General features: G+C 68.1%; 16 protein-coding genes and 1 riboswitch. Of the genes, 9 read left to right on the forward strand and 7 right to left on the reverse strand.

The window, feature by feature from the left end:
• Nucleotides 1-36: 36 nt before the first annotated feature.
• Nucleotides 37-241: riboswitch (cobalamin riboswitch) on the reverse strand.
• A 27-nt stretch (nucleotides 242-268) separates the two neighbouring features.
• Entirely contained in the window at nucleotides 269-784 is a 516-nt protein-coding gene (cobU, locus tag L8G49_RS15730; protein WP_242186710.1) for a bifunctional adenosylcobinamide kinase/adenosylcobinamide-phosphate guanylyltransferase, read from the forward strand.
• 63 nt (nucleotides 785-847) lie between these two features.
• Nucleotides 848-2290, forward strand: a complete 1443-nt coding sequence (locus tag L8G49_RS15735; RefSeq protein ID WP_242186711.1) for a carboxylesterase family protein — start codon at nucleotides 848-850, stop codon at nucleotides 2288-2290.
• Nucleotides 2291-2348: 58 nt separating this feature from the next.
• Here L8G49_RS15735 and dnaN read toward each other — a convergent pair whose 3' ends face one another.
• Both dnaN and L8G49_RS15745 read right to left on the reverse strand, forming a co-directional pair.
• Nucleotides 2349-3461 (reverse strand): DNA polymerase III subunit beta, encoded by a 1113-nt coding sequence (dnaN, locus tag L8G49_RS15740; protein ID WP_131530146.1) that lies wholly within the window; start codon nucleotides 3459-3461, stop codon nucleotides 2349-2351.
• A gap of 172 nt (nucleotides 3462-3633) precedes the next feature.
• Nucleotides 3634-4314, reverse strand: coding sequence for an outer membrane beta-barrel protein (locus L8G49_RS15745; RefSeq protein ID WP_242138323.1), 681 nt, complete (start codon nucleotides 4312-4314; stop codon nucleotides 3634-3636).
• A gap of 147 nt (nucleotides 4315-4461) precedes the next feature.
• Between L8G49_RS15745 and L8G49_RS15750 the strand changes: the two genes are divergently transcribed.
• Nucleotides 4462-5136: a histidine phosphatase family protein gene (locus L8G49_RS15750; protein WP_242186712.1), complete on the forward strand. Its 675-nt coding sequence runs from the start codon at nucleotides 4462-4464 to the stop codon at nucleotides 5134-5136.
• Nucleotides 5133-5636 (forward strand): hypothetical protein, encoded by a 504-nt coding sequence (locus L8G49_RS15755; RefSeq protein WP_242186713.1) that lies wholly within the window; start codon nucleotides 5133-5135, stop codon nucleotides 5634-5636. Before L8G49_RS15750 ends, L8G49_RS15755 begins: the two co-directional genes overlap by 4 nt.
• Before the next feature lie 7 nt (nucleotides 5637-5643).
• Here the strand turns inward: L8G49_RS15755 and L8G49_RS15760 are convergent, their stop codons facing one another.
• The gene (locus L8G49_RS15760; protein WP_242186714.1) at nucleotides 5644-6168 is read right to left on the reverse strand and encodes a hypothetical protein; all 525 of its coding nucleotides are present in this window, start codon (nucleotides 6166-6168) and stop codon (nucleotides 5644-5646) included.
• Nucleotides 6169-6392: 224 nt separating this feature from the next.
• Here L8G49_RS15760 and L8G49_RS15765 point away from each other — a divergent pair, with 224 nt between their 5' ends.
• The 3 genes from L8G49_RS15765 to L8G49_RS15775 all read left to right on the forward strand — a co-directional run bounded on the left by L8G49_RS15765 (nucleotide 6393) and on the right by L8G49_RS15775 (nucleotide 9854).
• Nucleotides 6393-7166, forward strand: coding sequence for an NAD(P)H-binding protein (locus L8G49_RS15765; RefSeq protein ID WP_242186715.1), 774 nt, complete (start codon nucleotides 6393-6395; stop codon nucleotides 7164-7166).
• A 339-nt stretch (nucleotides 7167-7505) separates the two neighbouring features.
• Entirely contained in the window at nucleotides 7506-8714 is a 1209-nt protein-coding gene (gene rlmN, locus L8G49_RS15770; protein WP_242186716.1) for a 23S rRNA (adenine(2503)-C(2))-methyltransferase RlmN, read from the forward strand.
• 384 nt (nucleotides 8715-9098) lie between these two features.
• Complete coding sequence (locus L8G49_RS15775) at nucleotides 9099-9854, forward strand: sulfite exporter TauE/SafE family protein (protein ID WP_242186717.1); 756 nt, start codon at nucleotides 9099-9101, stop codon at nucleotides 9852-9854.
• Here L8G49_RS15775 and L8G49_RS15780 read toward each other — a convergent pair.
• Genes L8G49_RS15780 through L8G49_RS15790 form a run of 3 tightly spaced genes read right to left on the reverse strand, consistent with a single transcriptional unit; the run spans nucleotide 9845 to nucleotide 11953 of the window.
• Entirely contained in the window at nucleotides 9845-10174 is a 330-nt protein-coding gene (locus L8G49_RS15780; protein ID WP_242186718.1) for a cytochrome C nitrite reductase, read from the reverse strand. The two genes, L8G49_RS15775 and L8G49_RS15780, sit on opposite strands and share 10 nt — an antisense overlap.
• Nucleotides 10171-11370: a molybdopterin-dependent oxidoreductase gene (locus L8G49_RS15785; protein ID WP_242186719.1), complete on the reverse strand. Its 1200-nt coding sequence runs from the start codon at nucleotides 11368-11370 to the stop codon at nucleotides 10171-10173. The genes L8G49_RS15780 and L8G49_RS15785 overlap by 4 nt, the downstream gene beginning before the upstream one ends.
• Nucleotides 11363-11953, reverse strand: a complete 591-nt coding sequence (locus L8G49_RS15790) for an NADPH-dependent FMN reductase (RefSeq protein ID WP_242186720.1) — start codon at nucleotides 11951-11953, stop codon at nucleotides 11363-11365. Before L8G49_RS15790 ends, L8G49_RS15785 begins: the two co-directional genes overlap by 8 nt.
• A gap of 223 nt (nucleotides 11954-12176) precedes the next feature.
• Here L8G49_RS15790 and L8G49_RS15795 point away from each other — a divergent pair, with 223 nt between their 5' ends.
• Both L8G49_RS15795 and era read left to right on the forward strand, forming a co-directional pair.
• Nucleotides 12177-14297, forward strand: coding sequence for a PBP1A family penicillin-binding protein (locus L8G49_RS15795; protein ID WP_242186721.1), 2121 nt, complete (start codon nucleotides 12177-12179; stop codon nucleotides 14295-14297).
• 218 nt (nucleotides 14298-14515) lie between these two features.
• Nucleotides 14516-15427 (forward strand): GTPase Era, encoded by a 912-nt coding sequence (gene era, locus L8G49_RS15800; protein WP_242186722.1) that lies wholly within the window; start codon nucleotides 14516-14518, stop codon nucleotides 15425-15427.
• A gap of 354 nt (nucleotides 15428-15781) precedes the next feature.
• On the opposite strand, the gene L8G49_RS15805 is transcribed toward era, so the two are convergent.
• Nucleotides 15782-16480, reverse strand: a complete 699-nt coding sequence (locus tag L8G49_RS15805) for an NAD-dependent deacylase (RefSeq protein ID WP_242186723.1) — start codon at nucleotides 16478-16480, stop codon at nucleotides 15782-15784.
• Nucleotides 16481-16528 lie beyond the last annotated feature (48 nt).

A 16528-nucleotide genomic window follows, 5' to 3' on the forward strand; every position in this document is an offset into this window, starting at 1 on the left:
AGGAAACCCTCGATCGCGCGGCACACCCCGGCCGGACGAAGGACAACCGCGACAGGCAGGTCTCCTGGCTCCCGGGTCTTCGTCTTGCCCGGCCTTCCCGGATCCTGGGATCCAGTGGCACACGATCGGGGCAAGACTCGCCGGTCACAGTTGCGGGGACAGCCCCGGATGACGCGCCCTGGACGCGCTTCCGGGTTCCCTTTTCATCCCATCTCTGGGAACCTGTCGCATCGGCGCGTCTAGAGCGCGCTTCAGACAAGGGCAAGCCGTGGCACGAACGACACTATTCCTGGGGGGCGCGCGCTCCGGCAAGAGTGGCCTTGCGCAACGCTCGATCGAGCAGTGCGCGGGGCCGCTGACCTATCTCGCGACCGCCGAGGCGGGCGATGCCGAGATGATCGACCGGATCGCCCGCCATCGTGCCGATCGCGGGCCGCGCTGGCGGACCGTCGAGTGCCCGGTGCGGTTGCCCGAGGCGATCCGCGCGGTCGGCACTGGCGCGATCCTGATCGACTGTCTGACCTTGTGGCTCTCCAACCTGATGCTGGCTGACCTGGATATCGCCCGGCACACCCGGGAACTGCTCACCGCGCTTGCCGATACGCCGCTGCCCGTCGCGATCGTGACGAACGAGGTCGGGCTTGGGATCGTGCCCGACCATCCGCTGGGTCGCGCGTTTCGGGATGCGGCCGGGCGCCTGAACCAGGCGGTCGCGGCGCAAGTGGACGTCGCCTATTTCGTCGCGGCGGGGCTGGTCCTTCCGTTGCAATCCTTTCCGACCTAGCATGACGGTCCCACGATCGTGCGCGACGGCGTACAGTCCCTGCCAAAGCCCCGGAGTTCGCCGATGAACCGTCCCGTCTTCACGCTGCTCGCCGCCGTCGGCGCGACGCTGTCCGCCGCCGCCGCCGCCCCGGTCGTCGCGCGCGATGGCACACCGACGGTCGTGACGATCGACAGCGGGCCGATCCGCGGCGCGTCGGCGGACGGCATTCTCAGCTGGAAGGGCGTTCCGTTCGCTGCCGCACCGACGGGAGCGCTGCGCTGGCGCGCACCGCAGCCGGTTGCCGCGTGGCGCGCGGTCCGAGATGCGACCGGCTATGCCCATGACTGCATGCAGTTGCCCTTCCCCAGCGACGCCGCCCCGCTCGGGACGCAACCCGCCGAGGACTGCCTCTACGCCAATGTCTGGAGACCCGCCGGCGCGGCGCGCAAGCTGCCGGTGCTGGTGTGGATCTACGGTGGCGGGTTCGTCAACGGCGGGGCATCGCCCCCGACCTATGCCGGCGCGAACATGGCGAAGCAGGGGGTCCTGTTCGTCAGCTTCAACTACCGCCTCGGCCGGTTCGGCAGCTTCGCCCACCCGCAACTGACGCGGCAGGATCCCGACCACGGGTTGCTCGCCAATTACGGATTCCTCGATCAGATCGCCGCGCTGCAATGGGTCAGGCGCAACGTCGCGGCGTTTGGCGGCGACCCGGCCAATGTGACGATCATCGGCGAAAGCGCGGGCGGCATGTCGGTCCATGCGATGGTCACGTCCCCGCTGGCAAAGGGCTTGTTCGGCAAGGCGATCGTGATGTCTGGCGGGGCAGGCGCGAGCGACCCCGGGGCGACCCTGGCGGCGGCCGAGCGGACCGGCGTCGCCTTCGCCGCAGCGCACGGCATCGCGGCGGATGACCCGAACGCGATCGACAAGCTGCGCGGCCTGAGTGCGGAAACCGTCGTCGACGGGCTCAACCTGGCCCATCGCGGCGGAGCGTCGGGCGGACCCGAGACCTACAGCAGCCCGGTCGTCGACGGGAAGATCGCGGTCGATCTCGGCACGGCCTATGCCTCGGGCGCGTTCGCGCACGTGCCGATGATGATCGGCGCGACCAGCAACGACATTGGCGGGAAGACCGGCTTCATGATCGCCGGCGCGCGGCAGGCCGCACAGGTCATCGCGGAGGAGGGCGTGCCCGTTTACGCCTATCGTTTCTCCTATGTCGCCGCGTCGCTCCAGCACCCCGGCGCGGACCATGCGAGCGACATCCCGTTCTTCTTCGACAATGCCGCGATCAAATATGGCGCGCAGACGACCCCGCGGGACGTGGCCATGGGCAGGACGATCAGCGGCTATATCGCCCGCTTCGCGAAGACCGGCGATCCCAACGGCGCCGGGCTGGCCGAATGGCCACGCTACCGCCGCGCGAGCGACATGCTCCTGGACTTCGCGCCCGATGGCACTGCCCGGCCCGAGAAGGATCCCTGGGGTGCCGAGATCGAGGCGGTAACCAGGGCGAAATAGGGCGTCGTGCGGGCGGCCAGATCCTCGGCCGCCCGGACGTTGCGTCGACCGGCGTCGGTCAGACGCGCATCGGCATCAGCACGTACAGCGCCGCGGACTTGTCATTCTCGCGAATCAGCGTCGGCGCGGCGGCATCGGCGAGGTGAACCTCGATCGTGTCGCCATCCAGCTGCCCGAGGATGTCGAGCAGATAGCGGCTGTTGAACCCGATCTCGAAGCCGAGCGCGGTGTAGTCACCGGGGACTTCCTCGGCGGCGGTGCCGTTTTCGGGCGAGCTGACCGACAGGATGATCTTGTCGCGGTCGAGCGCCATCTTGACCGCGCGGGTCTTCTCGGTCGCGATCGTCGAGACGCGGTCGACGCCTTCCTCGAAGCTGCGCGGGTCGATCTTGAGGATCTTGTCGTTGCCGGTCGGAATGACGCGGCTGTAATCCGGGAAGGTCCCGTCGATCAGCTTCGAGGTCAGCAGCGCCTGCCCCAGATCGAAGCGGATCTTGGTCGGCGACATCGACACGCCGACCGAGCCGTCGATCTCGTCGAGCAGCTTGCGCAGCTCGGCGATGCACTTCCGCGGAATGATGATGTCGGGCATCGACTCAGCACCGTCGGGCCGTGGCATGGTGACGCGCGCGAGCCGGTGACCGTCGGTCGCGGCGGCCTTGAGCACGGGGAGCGGATCCTCCGACACGTGCCAGAAGATGCCGTTCAGATAATAGCGCGTTTCCTCGGTCGAGATCGCGAAGCGCGTCTTGTCGATGATCTGCTTGAGCGTCTCGGCGGGCAGCTCGAAGCTGACCGGGAGCTCGCCCTCGGCGATCACCGGGAAATCGTCGCGCGGCAGCGTGCCGAGCTGGAACTTGGCGCGTCCCGCCATGATCGTCATCTTGCCTTCGGCCGCGCTCAGCGAGACCTGGCTACCCTCGGGCAGCTTGCGCGCGATGTCGAACAGCGTGTGCGCCGACACGGTGGTCGAGCCGGGCTGGTCGACCGCGGCCGCGATCGTCTCGTTGATCTGGAGATCCAGATCGGTCGCCATCAGCTTGAGGCCACCTTCGGCGGTCGCCTCGATCAGGACGTTGGAGAGGATTGGAATGGTATTGCGCCGCTCGACCACCGACTGGACGTGGCTGAGCCCCTTCAACAAGGTTGCGCGTTCGATCGTCGCCTTCATGCCGTTCCCCCGGGCCGCCGCCCCAATTTCAGCCCGTACCGGTGCGCACCGGGGGCATTTCGCCGTGTCCCTTTCCTTAAACATAAAAGGGGCCGGGGCAAGCGCCCCGACCCCTCTTTCCCATACCTAAATCAGGCCTGGGCCGTCTCTTTTCCGGTCGGAACGAACCGAATCAGAAGCGGAAACCAACGCCGGCCAGAACCTGGTGACGGTCCGTATCGACGCTGAAGTTGTTCGTGTTCGCGCCGTTTGCGAACTCGAGACGGGCGTTGCCATAGTTCGAATAGCGATATTCGAGCTTGGCATAGGTGCGCGGCGTGATCGCCTGCTCGACACCGGCGCCGACGCGGTAGCCGTCCAGCGTGTAATGCTGCCCGGTGGTGACCGTGCCGTTGTTGGCGGTCAGGTCGAGGCGGGCGTTGGTGTAGCCGCCCTTGACGTACAGCAGCGTGGTCGGCTGGAGCTTGTAGCCGGCACGCGCGCCGGCATAGAAGTCGCGACCGGCCTTGACGCGACCATAGCCGAGCGCGGCGGCGTCGACCGGGTTGTTGGTGACCTTGCTGGTCGACCCGGTGACTTCGCCTTCGACGCCGAACACGAAGCGGCCGCCGGTGTCGATGTCATAGCCGATGTCGCCGCCATAGGTCAGGCCGTCGGCGCCGCGATCACCGCGGATGCTCGAGCCATCGGTGCTGCCGGGCTGCAGCTTGTCGTAGCCGAGCAGGACGCCGGCACGCGGGCCGTTGAACGCGCGGTCGGAAGAGGGCGGGGGCGGGCCGTCCTGGGCCAGTGCGGGGGCTGCCATGCCGAGGCCGAGAACGGCGGTGGCGGCGGTGAGGACGATCTTGCGCATTGGGGGTACTCCATGGTGTTCGCCCGCCGGTCCTAAATCCTTCGCGGCGGGAATGCTCAAATAGGCGGCCCGGTACGGCGTTGCATGAACCTCAGATAAACACGGAAAACCGTTGCTATTGCGCCACACGGGGTTGAAGAGACGGCCATGAATTCCAACGCCACGATGCTGTCGCACCCTGCCGCCTTAACGCCACGGCGTGGCCGTGATTACATCGCGCGGCATGGCGAAACCGTCTTCAATGCGGCCGGACGCTTGCAGGGCGAGCATCCGCACACGCCGCTCACGCGCGCCGGTTTTGCGCAGGCGGACGAAATGGGGCGGGTGTTGCGGCAGAAATTGGGCAGCAAACCGGCGCTTACCCTGTGGGCATCACCGACCGGACGCGCGTTGCAGACGCTCGCGGTGATCGCCGAGCATCTCGAGCTCGACTGGCACGCCGCAAAAACCGATTCGCGCCTGGTCGAGATCGGCACCGGCGACTGGGCCGGGCGCTATTATGCCGATCTCGCGGCGGAAGGGCAGAAGGTCGTCGATCGCGCGACCGGGCTGCTGCATCCCGCCCCGAACGGCGAACAGTATCCCGCGATCGCCGCGCGCGTGTCGGGCTGGCTCGCGGATACCGACGGGGATCCGGGCGATCGCCTCGTCATCATGCACGGCGTGTCGAGCCGCGTGCTGCGCGGGGTGATGACCGGGGGCGCGGACCTGCCCGGCTATGGCGCGCCCGCGCTGCCCGGGTTGCCGCAAGGGTCGATCGTGCTGATCGCGCGCGGGGTGGAGGCGCTGGTCCATCGCGGCGCGGGGCATGCGCCCGCGTGATCCGGCCCGGGCTGGCGGTGCTGGCGCTGGTCGCCCTTCCCGCGGCCGCGGGCGCGCGCGAGACGCTCGGCGTGTTCGACCGCTGGGGCGCGTTCAGCGATCCCGCGCCGCGCCGCTGCTACGCGATCGCCGAGCCGGTGCGCGCGGGCAGCGCGTCGCGCTGGCGACCGTTCGCGAGCATCGCGAGCTGGCCGACGCCCGGATCGGGCGGCGGCGGGGTGCGCAACCAGCTTCACGTCCGCCTGAGCCGGGATCGCAACCCGCAGGCGCGCGTCACGCTGTCGGTCGGCGACCGGCGCTTCGACTTGACCGCGACCGCCGCCGACGCCTGGGCAAGCGATGCGCGGACCGACGCCGCGATCGTGTCGGCGATCCGATCGAGCCGGAGCATGAGCGTCGAAACGCTGGGCCGAACCGGGGGCCCGTTCGCGGACGTCTATGCGCTGAAGGGCGCGGCCACCGCGATCGACGCGGCGGCACTGGCGTGTCTGGCGCGGTAGGAGGCAGTTAGGCGCGGATCGCGGCGCTGCGCTTGGCCATCGCATCGCGGCGGAGCGCAAGCCCGGCCGCCAGCCACAACGCCGCCGCGGCCCCGAACCCCGCCAGGTCGCCGCCCGCCGGCGCGCCGACCAGGACTCCCGCTACCGCAGCGGCGATCAGCGCGCCGCCGAGGCCGTGAAACGGACGAAATCCGGATGCGAAGGCGATCGGCAGGAAATGCAGTCCGACGACCAGCGCCATCGCGGGCAGGAGCAGGTCGGGCCGGTGAAGATTGATGACGATGTTGGACGCGAGGAAGAGGCCGATCCCTTCTCCGACGGTGCTCCACACGATCACCCGTTCTTCCTGCGGCGAGGGCGTTATGCCCTTGCCCGGTGTGCGGAGTCCGTACCAGGCGGCGAGGGCGATCAGGACGAACACCCCGAACGGCGCGGCCAGCGCAACACCGACCAGATGCCCCTGCCAATAGAGCGCCAGCGACGCGAACACCGCGCCGAAAAAGCCCATGATCAGTGCCCCCCATGCCCCCACGGCAGCCCCCCTTGCGACGATGATCGCGCACGCTACGCCGGGTTGCGGGCGCGGTCGAGATGCCTGTTTGGAGGGGCGGGCCGCCAGCGCCCGGATCGGATCGTGTTTTGGGAATGGACGGGATGGGTGCCTTGCCGACCGGCCGCTTTTGAGCGACCACGGGGCGTTGGCAGAACGCTCGTCGAGAGTCTTCCCATGCGGAAGCATCGTAAGGGGGCATGGTGGTGACGCGCAAAAAGGTGTTGGTCGTCGGTGCTGCGGGCAATCTCGGCAGGCGCCTGATCCGGGCGGGGCAGCGACACGGCCATGAGATGACCGCGCTGGTTCGCGACGGCGGGGCCTTCACCTCCAGGCTGACAGGCGACGAGCCTAACGACGTTCGTATCGTCGAATGCGATATCTTCGATACTGACGGGCTGCATTCGGCCATCGAGGGGCAGCATGTCGTCATCAACGCGGCTGGCAACGTGAACGATGGAAAGCCGTTCAGCGCGCTATTCGATCACGTCGTCACTGCGGTCGAGCGTCATGCCGCCGTCGAAAAAGCGTGGTTTCTGGGCGGTGCGGCTGTTCTCGACATCCCGCATACGCGGCGGATCGGGGTCGGACTCCCGTTCGTACCCGCCATCTACGAGCCGCACCGCGTCAATTGGCAGAGGCTCGCAAGATCGACGCTTGATTGGTCATTGATGTGCCCCGGTCCGATGACGGCGGCGCAAGACGGCGAAACGCACGACGCGCTGCGTGTTTCGATCGATGCCATGCCCTATGAAATCGGAGCATGGGCACGATTTGCGCCATCCATCGCGCTGTCGCTGGTCCTGAAGTTCAAGCTGCCGGAACTGATCGTATCGTATGAAGGCGTCGCGACGGTCATCATGACCAATCTCGACCCCGGAGGATCGCTGTCACGCCACCGGGTCGGCTTGGCGCTTCCCGCGGGTCAACGGGGTGTCAAGGAAGGATGGACGTTGGGGCAGCGCGGCCCCGATGGTTAGGCTGAACCACGCTGATGTCCGTCGTTCGGCCCGCGACAAGGTCGGTTGCAGCGCCAGATCGGGGCGAACGTCGACATTGCCGTGTCCTACAGGCGCCTTCTCTGCTATCCTGCGACGCTCTCTTTGACAGGTCTGGCCCCGTTTCTGCGCCATGCGCAAGGCGCGCGCCGTACCGCGCAATCTCCCTAACTTTTGCCTAACCTTCCGCCTGAACTTGCCATCGCTACCGGGGTGGAACCGGGGCGAAGCCGCCCGGGTGTGCACCTCGACCAACGCCGCGATACCCTCCCCCCGCACAGGGAGTAGAAAATCCCGCCATTTTCCCCTATGTGCGCCACCATGCAGACAGCACCAGCCTTCTCCATGCCCATCCCGGGGCATATCGACCCCGTACCCGTGCCGCGCGCTTTGGTGCCGCGCAGCGACGGGCGGATCGATTTGCTAGGCCTGTCCAAGCCCGATCTCAGGATGGCGCTCGAGACCTCGCAGCTCGACCCCAAGCAGGCGAAGCTGCGCGCCAAGCAATTGTGGCACTGGATCTACAATCGCGGCGTCACCGACTTTTCGCTGATGACCGACATCTCGAAGACGATGCAGCCGTGGCTCGAGCAGCGCTTCACGATCAGCCGCCCGCAAGTGGTCGAGGCGCAGGTGTCGACCGACGGGACGCGCAAGTGGCTGCTGCGGACCGACGACGGCAATGATTACGAAATGGTGTTCATCCCCGATGCGGACCGCGGCACCTTGTGCGTGTCGAGCCAGGTCGGCTGCACGCTCAACTGCCGCTTCTGCCACACCGGCACGATGCGGCTGGTGCGCAACCTCAGCCCGAGCGAGATCGTCGGGCAGGTGATGCTCGCGCGCGATGCTTTAGGCGAATGGCCGAGCCAGCCCGAGGGGCGGATGCTCACCAACATCGTGATGATGGGGATGGGCGAGCCGCTCTATAATTTCGACAATGTCCGCGACGGGTTGAAGATCGTGATGGACGGCGACGGGATCGGCCTGTCGCGGCGCCGGATCACGCTGTCGACCTCGGGCGTGGTGCCGCTGATGGCGCGCGCGGGCGAGGAGATTTCGGTCAACCTCGCGGTGTCGCTCCACGCCGTCACCAACGAAATCCGCGACGAGATCGTGCCGATCAACCGCAAGTACAAGCTGGAGGAAGTGCTCCAGGCGTGCGCGGACTATCCGGGCGCGAACAATGCGCGGCGGATCACGTTCGAATATGTGATGCTCAAGGACAAGAACGACAGCGACGCGGATGCGCGCGAGCTGGTGCGATTGCTCAAATTCTATGACCTGCCGGCGAAGGTCAATCTGATCCCGTTCAACCCGTGGCCGGGCGCGCCGTACGAGTGCTCGACCCCGGAGCGGATCAAGGCGTTCTCGAACATCGTGTTCGATGCGGGGATCAGCGCCCCGGTCCGCACCCCGCGCGGGCGCGACATCGACGCGGCATGCGGGCAGCTCAAGACCGCGAGCGAGAAGAAGACGCGCGCCGAGCTCGACCGACTGGCGGAGGAGAAGCAGGCGGCGTTGGGGTGAAGCGGGGCTCCAGCAGCCCGTCACCGCGGCGGAGGCGAGACCGCTGCAAAAGTCGGTTTACGGACCCTTCGTTTGGTGTTTTCCCGCGAAGGCGGGAATCCAGAGTTAAGCAAAACAACGGCTTACAGTTATCGCGACTCCTGGACTCCCGCCTTCGCGGGAGAACACGTATGGTTTTGCAGATGTCTCGCGGAGGCCGGGGCCGTCGCGTTCGTGGCACCCGGGTGCCGGTTTCCCAGCGGCCCCGGCCTGCGCCGGGGTGACGGATAGCTGCTCGCGCTTGAGGAGCCTCACGCGTCAGTCGGCCCGCGTAGCTTGCCTCGATCCGGCCCCTGCGCCACATGCCGTCCGACGCATCACTCAGCACGGCAGGACGGAGTAACAGTGACCCTGACGACAATCGGCCTGTCCGCGGGCGCGGGCATCCTCGGCGGTGCGATGAACGCGCTGGCGGGCGGGGGGACGTTCGCGACGCTGCCCGCGCTGATCGCGCTCGGGCTGCCCGCCAATACCGCCAACGCCACCTCGAACGTCGCGCTGTTGCCGGGCGCGGCGACGAGCAGCTGGGCGTTTCGCAAGGAGCTTCAGCCGGTCGGCGGGGTCGATGTCCGGTTGCTCGGCGCGATCACCTTCGTCGGCGGGCTGGCGGGGAGTGCGCTGCTCGTCGTCACGCCGACGCGCGCGTTCGACCTGATCATCCCGTGGCTGCTGCTGTTCGCGTTCGTTGTGATCGCGTTCGGCAAGCAGGCCGCGGACGCGCTCCACAGCCGCGTCGCGATCGGGCCGCGGACGCTGATCGCGGCGCAGACGTTGCTCGGCGTGTATGGCGGCTATTTCGGCGGCGGGGTCGGGTTGATGACGACCGCGATCTACGGGTTGCTTGCGGGGGTTTCCCCGCGCGCGCTGTTCGCGCCGCGTACGCTGATGCTCGCGCTCGCCAATGCCGCCGCCGCGATCGTGTTCATCGCGGCCGGGCTGGTCGCGTGGGCGGCAGCGGTGCCGATGCTGGTCGGCGCGATCTTCGGCGGGTGGATCGGCGCGATCGTCGGCAAGCGGCTGTCGCCCGGGCTGGTGCGCGGGTGGACGCTGCTCGTCACCGCCGCGACGACGATCGTGTTTTTCGCGCGCGCCTATTTCTGATTGGGCAAAGTAAGCAGCGCGGCGAGGATCTTCGGGTCGTCCTTCGGGTCGATCGATGCCTTGTAGGCGGTGCGCATCTTGCCGATCTCGGCGGTCCAGGTCTTGGCGTCGAGCTTGGGCTGGGTGAGCAACTGCTCGGCCGAATGGCAGGCGGTGCAATTGGTCGTCAGGATCTCCGCGCTCGCGGGGAGCGTCGCGGTCTCGGGCGGGAGCGTGATCGACTGCGACGTCAGCGCGATCGCGGTGGGCGCGGGGGTCGCCTCGGGCGCACGCTGGCACGCGCCGAGCAGCAACAGCGCAACGAGCGGCGCGCGCATCATGCCACCACCACGCGCGCGGTTTCGATGCTGCTGCGCATATAGCCTCCGGGGTTCCAGATCGGCGTGGCCTTCTGGCCGACGCCGCGCGTGTTGACGGTGCGCACCGCGATCTCGTGCGATCCGCGCGGCAGGCCCGCCAGCGGCATCGCCCAGCGGCGGAAGCTGTAGGGGCCGTGGTCCGGACCGAGCTGCGCCGCCTTCCAGCTTTGCCCGCCGTCGAGCGACACCTCGACCTTCGCGACCCCCGCGTCGCCGCCCAGCGCGATCCCGCGCGCCTCCTGCGGGGTCGTGCGGGTGAAGAAGGCGCGCGGCGGCATCCGGCCGATCGGGACGGTTGCGAAGTCCTTCGCGCCAGGCTTTACGCCCGCGTCGGCGGTCGCGGGGATGCGATACGCCTTTTCCATCCAGAAACCGGTGTCGGGCGCGGTCAGCAGCTCGATCGAGTCGAGCGCCTTGATCCAGTAGGTCGAATAATAGCCCGGGACGATCAGCCGCAGCGGGAAGCCGTTGAGCAGCGGGAGGGCCGCGCCGTTCATCCCGTAGGCGACGATCACCTCGTCGGTCCGTGCATGATCGAGCGCGAGCGACTTGGCGAACTTCGGCGCTTCGCCCGGGGCCTGGTCGAGTCCGGAGAGCTTCACCTGCACCACCCCCGGCGCGACACCCGCGCGGTCGAGCAGGTCGCGCAGCCGCACGCCGGTCCAGCGCGCATTGCCCATCGCGCCATTGCCCCATTGCGCGCCCGGCACGCGCGGGGCGAACAGCCCGCGCGAATTGCCCGAACACTGGTTGACCGCCGCGACTTCGACCTTCGGCATTGCCTGGATGTCGGTCAGCGACAACGCGGTCGCGCGCTTGACCGCGCCACCAATCCTGAGCCGGAACGCCGCCGCATCGACCGACAAGGGAATGTCGGCGTAATGCCAGCGGACGTAGAAGCGATCGTTCGGGGTGAACGGATCGTCGCCGAGCGCGCCGTCGAACGCCGCCATCGGGGTTTCGAGCAGCGGCGCACGGCTGCGCTGGAGGATCATCCCTTTCTTGCCGGGGAAGGCATCGGTCAGCGGGCGCTGCCCGGTGCCGTCCGACAGGCCGAGGTCGACCATCGCCTGCGCCAACAGCGGTGCGCTCGCGAGTGCGCCGACCCCGAGGCCACCCAGCGCGAGCGCGGCGCGGCGATCGATGCGCTCAGCCATGCTGGATCGCCACCGGCACGAACCGCGCGACCTGCTTGCCGACCAGCGAGAGCTGCTCGATCACCGCGGCATCGCTCGCGCCGCCGTCCTCGTCGAACTTGGTCAGTTGCGTGTTGACCGCGGCGGCGAACGGGGTCGGCCAGCCGCGCAGCGCGTGGACGATCGAGCGGAGCGCCGCGATCGTGCTGCCGGTCGCCTGCCAGCCGTAGGCGGTCGCGATCAGCCCGACGGGCATGTCCGCGAGATACGGGCGATGCGGGTCGCGCGCGGTTTCCTCGAGCAGGTCGAGCGCGTTCTTGACGACGCCCGAGATGCTGCCGTGATAGCCCGGCGAGGCGATGATGACCGCGGACGCCTTGCGCATGGTCTCGACGAATTCGGTTTCCTCGGGCGTCCGCGTCGTCGCCTTCGGGTCGTAAAGCGGGAGCCGCGCCATGTCCGCGCCACCGAACATCCGCGTGCGGAAGCCCTCGCGCCCCGCCGCGTCGAGCGCGATCCGCAACGCGCGTTCGGTCGAGGAAATGCCGCCGATCGTCCCGCCGATCCCGACGACGAGGGGCTGATCGGATACGGGTTCGGCCATCGGAGCAGGGCTTTCGGCTGGGTCCGAGCGGACCGGGAGCGCGCTCAATAGCCCGGCAAGGGGTTTGCCTCAATGCCCCTGGCTGCCGTGGTGCAGGCAGGCACGCAACATTGCTCGCGTGAAACCGCGGGGCCTGCTAAAAGCGCGCGATGCTGTTCCCCTGCTTGCGCGATCTGTCATACGCAGATAACACACTCGTTCGTCCTGTCGGGATCTGCTGAGCATGCGCCCTTATCCGTTCGACGCCGATCCGGCTTCCTCGCGCGCTGGCCCGCTCGAACTGAAGAACGGCGTCCCCCCGCCCGAACGCTATCTGCGCGAGACGCCGTTCGAGCCGGACGAGGACGATTATCCGCGCCCGCCCCGCCAGCGGCGGCGGATCAACTGGCTGCGCTGGATCATGCGCGGGCTGGGCGTGGGAATCGTGCTGTTCGTGCTCGCGGTGGCATGGCTCGCGGTAACCGCGCCGCTGTCCAAGTCGCTCCAGCCGCCGACGCCGCCGAGCGTCACGCTGCTCGCGGACGACGGCACGCCGATCGCGCGGCGCGGGGCGATCGTCGGCGCGTCGGTCGATGCCGCCGAGCTGCCGAAGAACGTCACCAACGCCTTCCTCGCGATCGAGGACCGGCGTTTCCGATCGCATTGGGGGATCGACCCGCAGGGCATCGCGCGCGCGTTCGTGCATAATCTGACCTCGCGCGGGCGTGACCAGGGCGGCAGCACGATCACGCAGCAGCTCGCCAAGAACGCGTTCCTCGATTCGGACCGGACCGCCGCGCGGAAGATCCGCGAAGTGCTGATCGCCTTCTGGCTGGAGGCGTGGCTGACCAAGGACCAGATCCTGTCGCGCTATCTGTCGACGGTCTATTTTGGTGACAATACCTACGGCCTGCGCGCCGCCGCGAAACATTATTTCGGGCGAGCCCCGGAGAATTTGTCGATTGCGCAGAGTGCGATGCTCGCGGGGCTGGTGAAGGCGCCGTCCAAGCTCGCGCCGACGGTCAATCTGGCGGGTGCGCGTGCGCGCGGCGCGCTGGTGGTTCAGGCGATGGTCCAGGCGGGGTTCCTCGACAAGGCGACCGCAGCGGGCGTCCGTCCCGCGCGGCTCGCGGCCGACCGGATCGCGCCCTTGCCCAACGGCACCTATTTCGCGGACTGGGTCCTCCCCGCCGCGCGCGACCAGGCGGGCGAACTCACCGCCGAAAGCAAGGTCCGCACCACGCTCGACCGTCGGTTGCAGCGCGCCGCCGAACGCTCGGTCAAGCGCGCCGGGCTGCGGCAGGCACAGGTCGCGCTGGTCGCGATGCGGCCGGATGGCCGCGTCGTCGCGATGGTCGGCGGCAAATCCTATGCCGACAGCCCGTTCAACCGCGCGACCCAGGCGTTGCGGCAGCCCGGATCGGCGTTCAAGCTGTTCGTCTATCTCGCGGCGATGCGCCACGGGATGACCCCGGATTCAATCATCGACGACAAGCCGATCACGATCGCCAACTGGAGCCCGAAGAATGCGGACGGGCGCTATCTCGGCCCGATCACGCTGCGGCAGGCGTTCGCACGCTCGTCCAACGTCGCGGCGGCGCGGATCACGCAGGAGGTGGGCGTCGCCAACGTCATCAAGGCCGCACGCGACCTGGGCGTGACGACGCCCATCCCGAACGAGGCGACGATCGCGCTCGGCACCGCGAGCATGTCGCTGATCGAGTTGACACAGGCCTATGCCGCGATTGCCGCCGAGCAATATCCGGTGCGCGCCCGCGGGCTCGAGGATCCACCCGCGCGCGGCATGCTTGCCAGCCTGACCGACCGGCCGCATGCCTTGCCGGAGACGATCCGCGACGAGATGCTCGACCTGCTGTCGGCGTCTGCCGAGACGGGGACGGGGCGCGCGGCGGCCTTGTCGGTCAAGACCTACGGCAAGACCGGCACGACGCAGGATAGCCGCGACGCGCTGTTCGTGGGCTTCGCCAACGGGCTGGTTGTCGGGGTGTGGGTCGGCAATGACGACAACAAACCCAACGCCGGGTTGTCGGGGGGCGGCGTTCCCGCGCGGGTATGGCGCGATTTCATGCAGCAGGCGTTGGGCGTCGGTCCGGCGGCGGTGCCGGAAGCAGTGCCGCCAGACGTCGACCCCGACGGCAACGGTTTTGGCGAGACGATCGAGAACTTCCTCGACCCAGCGAATATTCCGCCGGTCGAAGGGGAAATTCCGGGCGTCGGGCGGGTACGGCTGCGCGATGGGCAGCTCGATTTCCAGCCCAACCGCAGCGACGAACGCGACCGCCGCCGCCGCGACGACCCCGAGGATCGCGCACCGCAGCGCGATGGCTATCAGGACGAGCAATAGCGGCGGCTGGCGCGGGGACGCGGTTTTGGGTACACGCACCTTAAAATCAGGAGCGCTTCCCCGGCGAAGGCCGGGGCCCAGTAGCGAAGGGGGTTGCAACAACGCGCTGCGCTCGCAACCATATCGCCCGCTACTGGGCCCCGGCCTTCGCCGGGGAAGCGCCTTGATGCGTGCATTCATTTTATCGGCGTGACGCCGCGTTGTTCCAAGGATACCCCATGACCGACCAGAAATGCGGCCCCCAGAAATGCGGCCTCGTCGCCGTCCTCGGCGCCCCCAATGCGGGCAAGTCGACGCTCGTCAACGCGCTCGTCGGGCAGAAGATCGCGATCGTCAGCCCCAAGGCGCAGACCACGCGCGTCCGGCTGATGGGCGTCGCGATCGAGGGCGACACGCAGCTGCTGCTGGTCGACACCCCCGGCATCTTCGAGCCCAAGCGCCGGCTCGACCGTGCGATGGTGCAGGCGGCATGGGGCGGCGCGGAAGGCGCGGACGTGCTCGCGCTGGTGGTCGACGCCAAGGGCGGGCTGCCGAGCAAGGTGATCGAGATCGCCGAGGCGATCAAGGATCGCGGCGAACCCAAGTACCTCATCCTCAACAAGGTCGATCTTGCGGACAAGACCAAGCTGCTGCTCCACGCCGAGCGATTGAACGCGCTGGTGCCGTTCGACGAGATCTTCTTTGTCAGCGCCTCGACCGGCGACGGCCTGCCCGAGCTCAAGGCGCATCTCGCCGCGCGGATGCCGGTCGAGCCGTGGCATTTCCCCGAGGACCAGGTGTCCGACGCGACCGAGCGCAGCCTCGCCTCCGAAGTGACGCGCGAGCAGCTCTACCTCCAGCTCCACGCCGAGTTGCCCTACGCCTCGACGATCGAGACCGAGCAATATCTCGAGCGCGCGGACGGATCGGTCGAGATCCACCAGCAGATCCTGGTCGAACGCCCGACCCAGCGCGCGATCGTGCTCGGCAAGGGCGGCGTGCGGATCAAGGAAATCGGCGCGCGCGCGCGGGCCGAACTGAGCGGGATCATGGGGCGACCGGTGCATCTGTACCTGCACGTCAAGGTCCGCCCGGGCTGGGACGACGAGCGCGACGTCTATCGCGACATGGGGCTAGACTGGGTGGAGTAAGGCGCGCGCTTTCGCCCCGGTTTGCTTCCCTTTTCTTACTTCCCCGGCGAAGGCCGGGGCCCAGGAGCGGAGCGGACGAAGGCCGGGCGATGCGCTCCGTTACCTTGGACATCACAACTGGGCCCCGGCCTTCGCCGGGGAAGTGCACGGTGGGGTTCAGCCCGACCTTTGCGACACCTTTGCAAAAGTTGGTTTGCCGACCGGTCCTTTGCTGTTTTCCCGCGAAGGCGGGAATCCAGGGCCAAGCAAAACAACAGTTTACAGTTCTTGTGACTCCTGGACTCCCGCCTTCGCGGGAGAACAATTGTGGTTTCGCAGAGGTCTCGCCTTTGCCGGGGAAGCGCGCGGCGGCGGTCAGCCCAGCATCTCCTCGACCCATTCCGGCACCAACACCCCCGCCGCGCCGAGCCGCGTCTCGTGGAAATAGCCGCTTCCCGCCGAGCGATCGAGATTGAGCTCCAACGTCCGCGCGCCGGAATAACGCGCACCCTGGACGAACCCCGCGGCGGGATAGACCGCGCCCGATGTACCGATCGATACGAACAGGTCGGCATCCGCGAGCGCGCGTTCGATCCGCTCCATCTCGTACGGCATCTCGCCAAAGAACACGATGTCGGGCCGCAGCTCCGGCGCGCCGCAGCGTCCGCACACCGACCCCGGCGGGAGCGCCCCGGTCCACCGCACGCGCGCGCCGCATGCCGCGCAAAGCGCCGACTGCAACTCGCCGTGCATGTGGAGCAACCGCGACGCCCCCGCACGCTCGTGCAGATCATCGACGTTCTGCGTCACGATCAGCAATTGCCCACGCCATTCGGCATCGAGCCGCGCGAGCGCGGCATGGGCCGGGTTGGGCGCGACGCCCGCCAGCGTGGCGCGCCGCGCATCGTAGAAACGGTGTACCAGCACCGGATCGGCGGCGAGCGCCTCGGGCGTGCACACGTCCTCGACTCGGTGGCCTTCCCACAGGCCACCTGGCCCGCGAAAGGTCGCAATACCGCTTTCGGCGGAAATCCCGGCGCCTGTCAGAACCACGATGTTTTCGGTGTCTTGCATGGTATCTCTGTACGCGAGGCCCTAGAGGCCCGGGAGGGGAATTTACGG

Source organism: Sphingomonas sp. CARO-RG-8B-R24-01 (assembly GCF_022662295.1).
Classification (GTDB): Bacteria; Pseudomonadota; Alphaproteobacteria; order Sphingomonadales; family Sphingomonadaceae; genus Sphingomonas.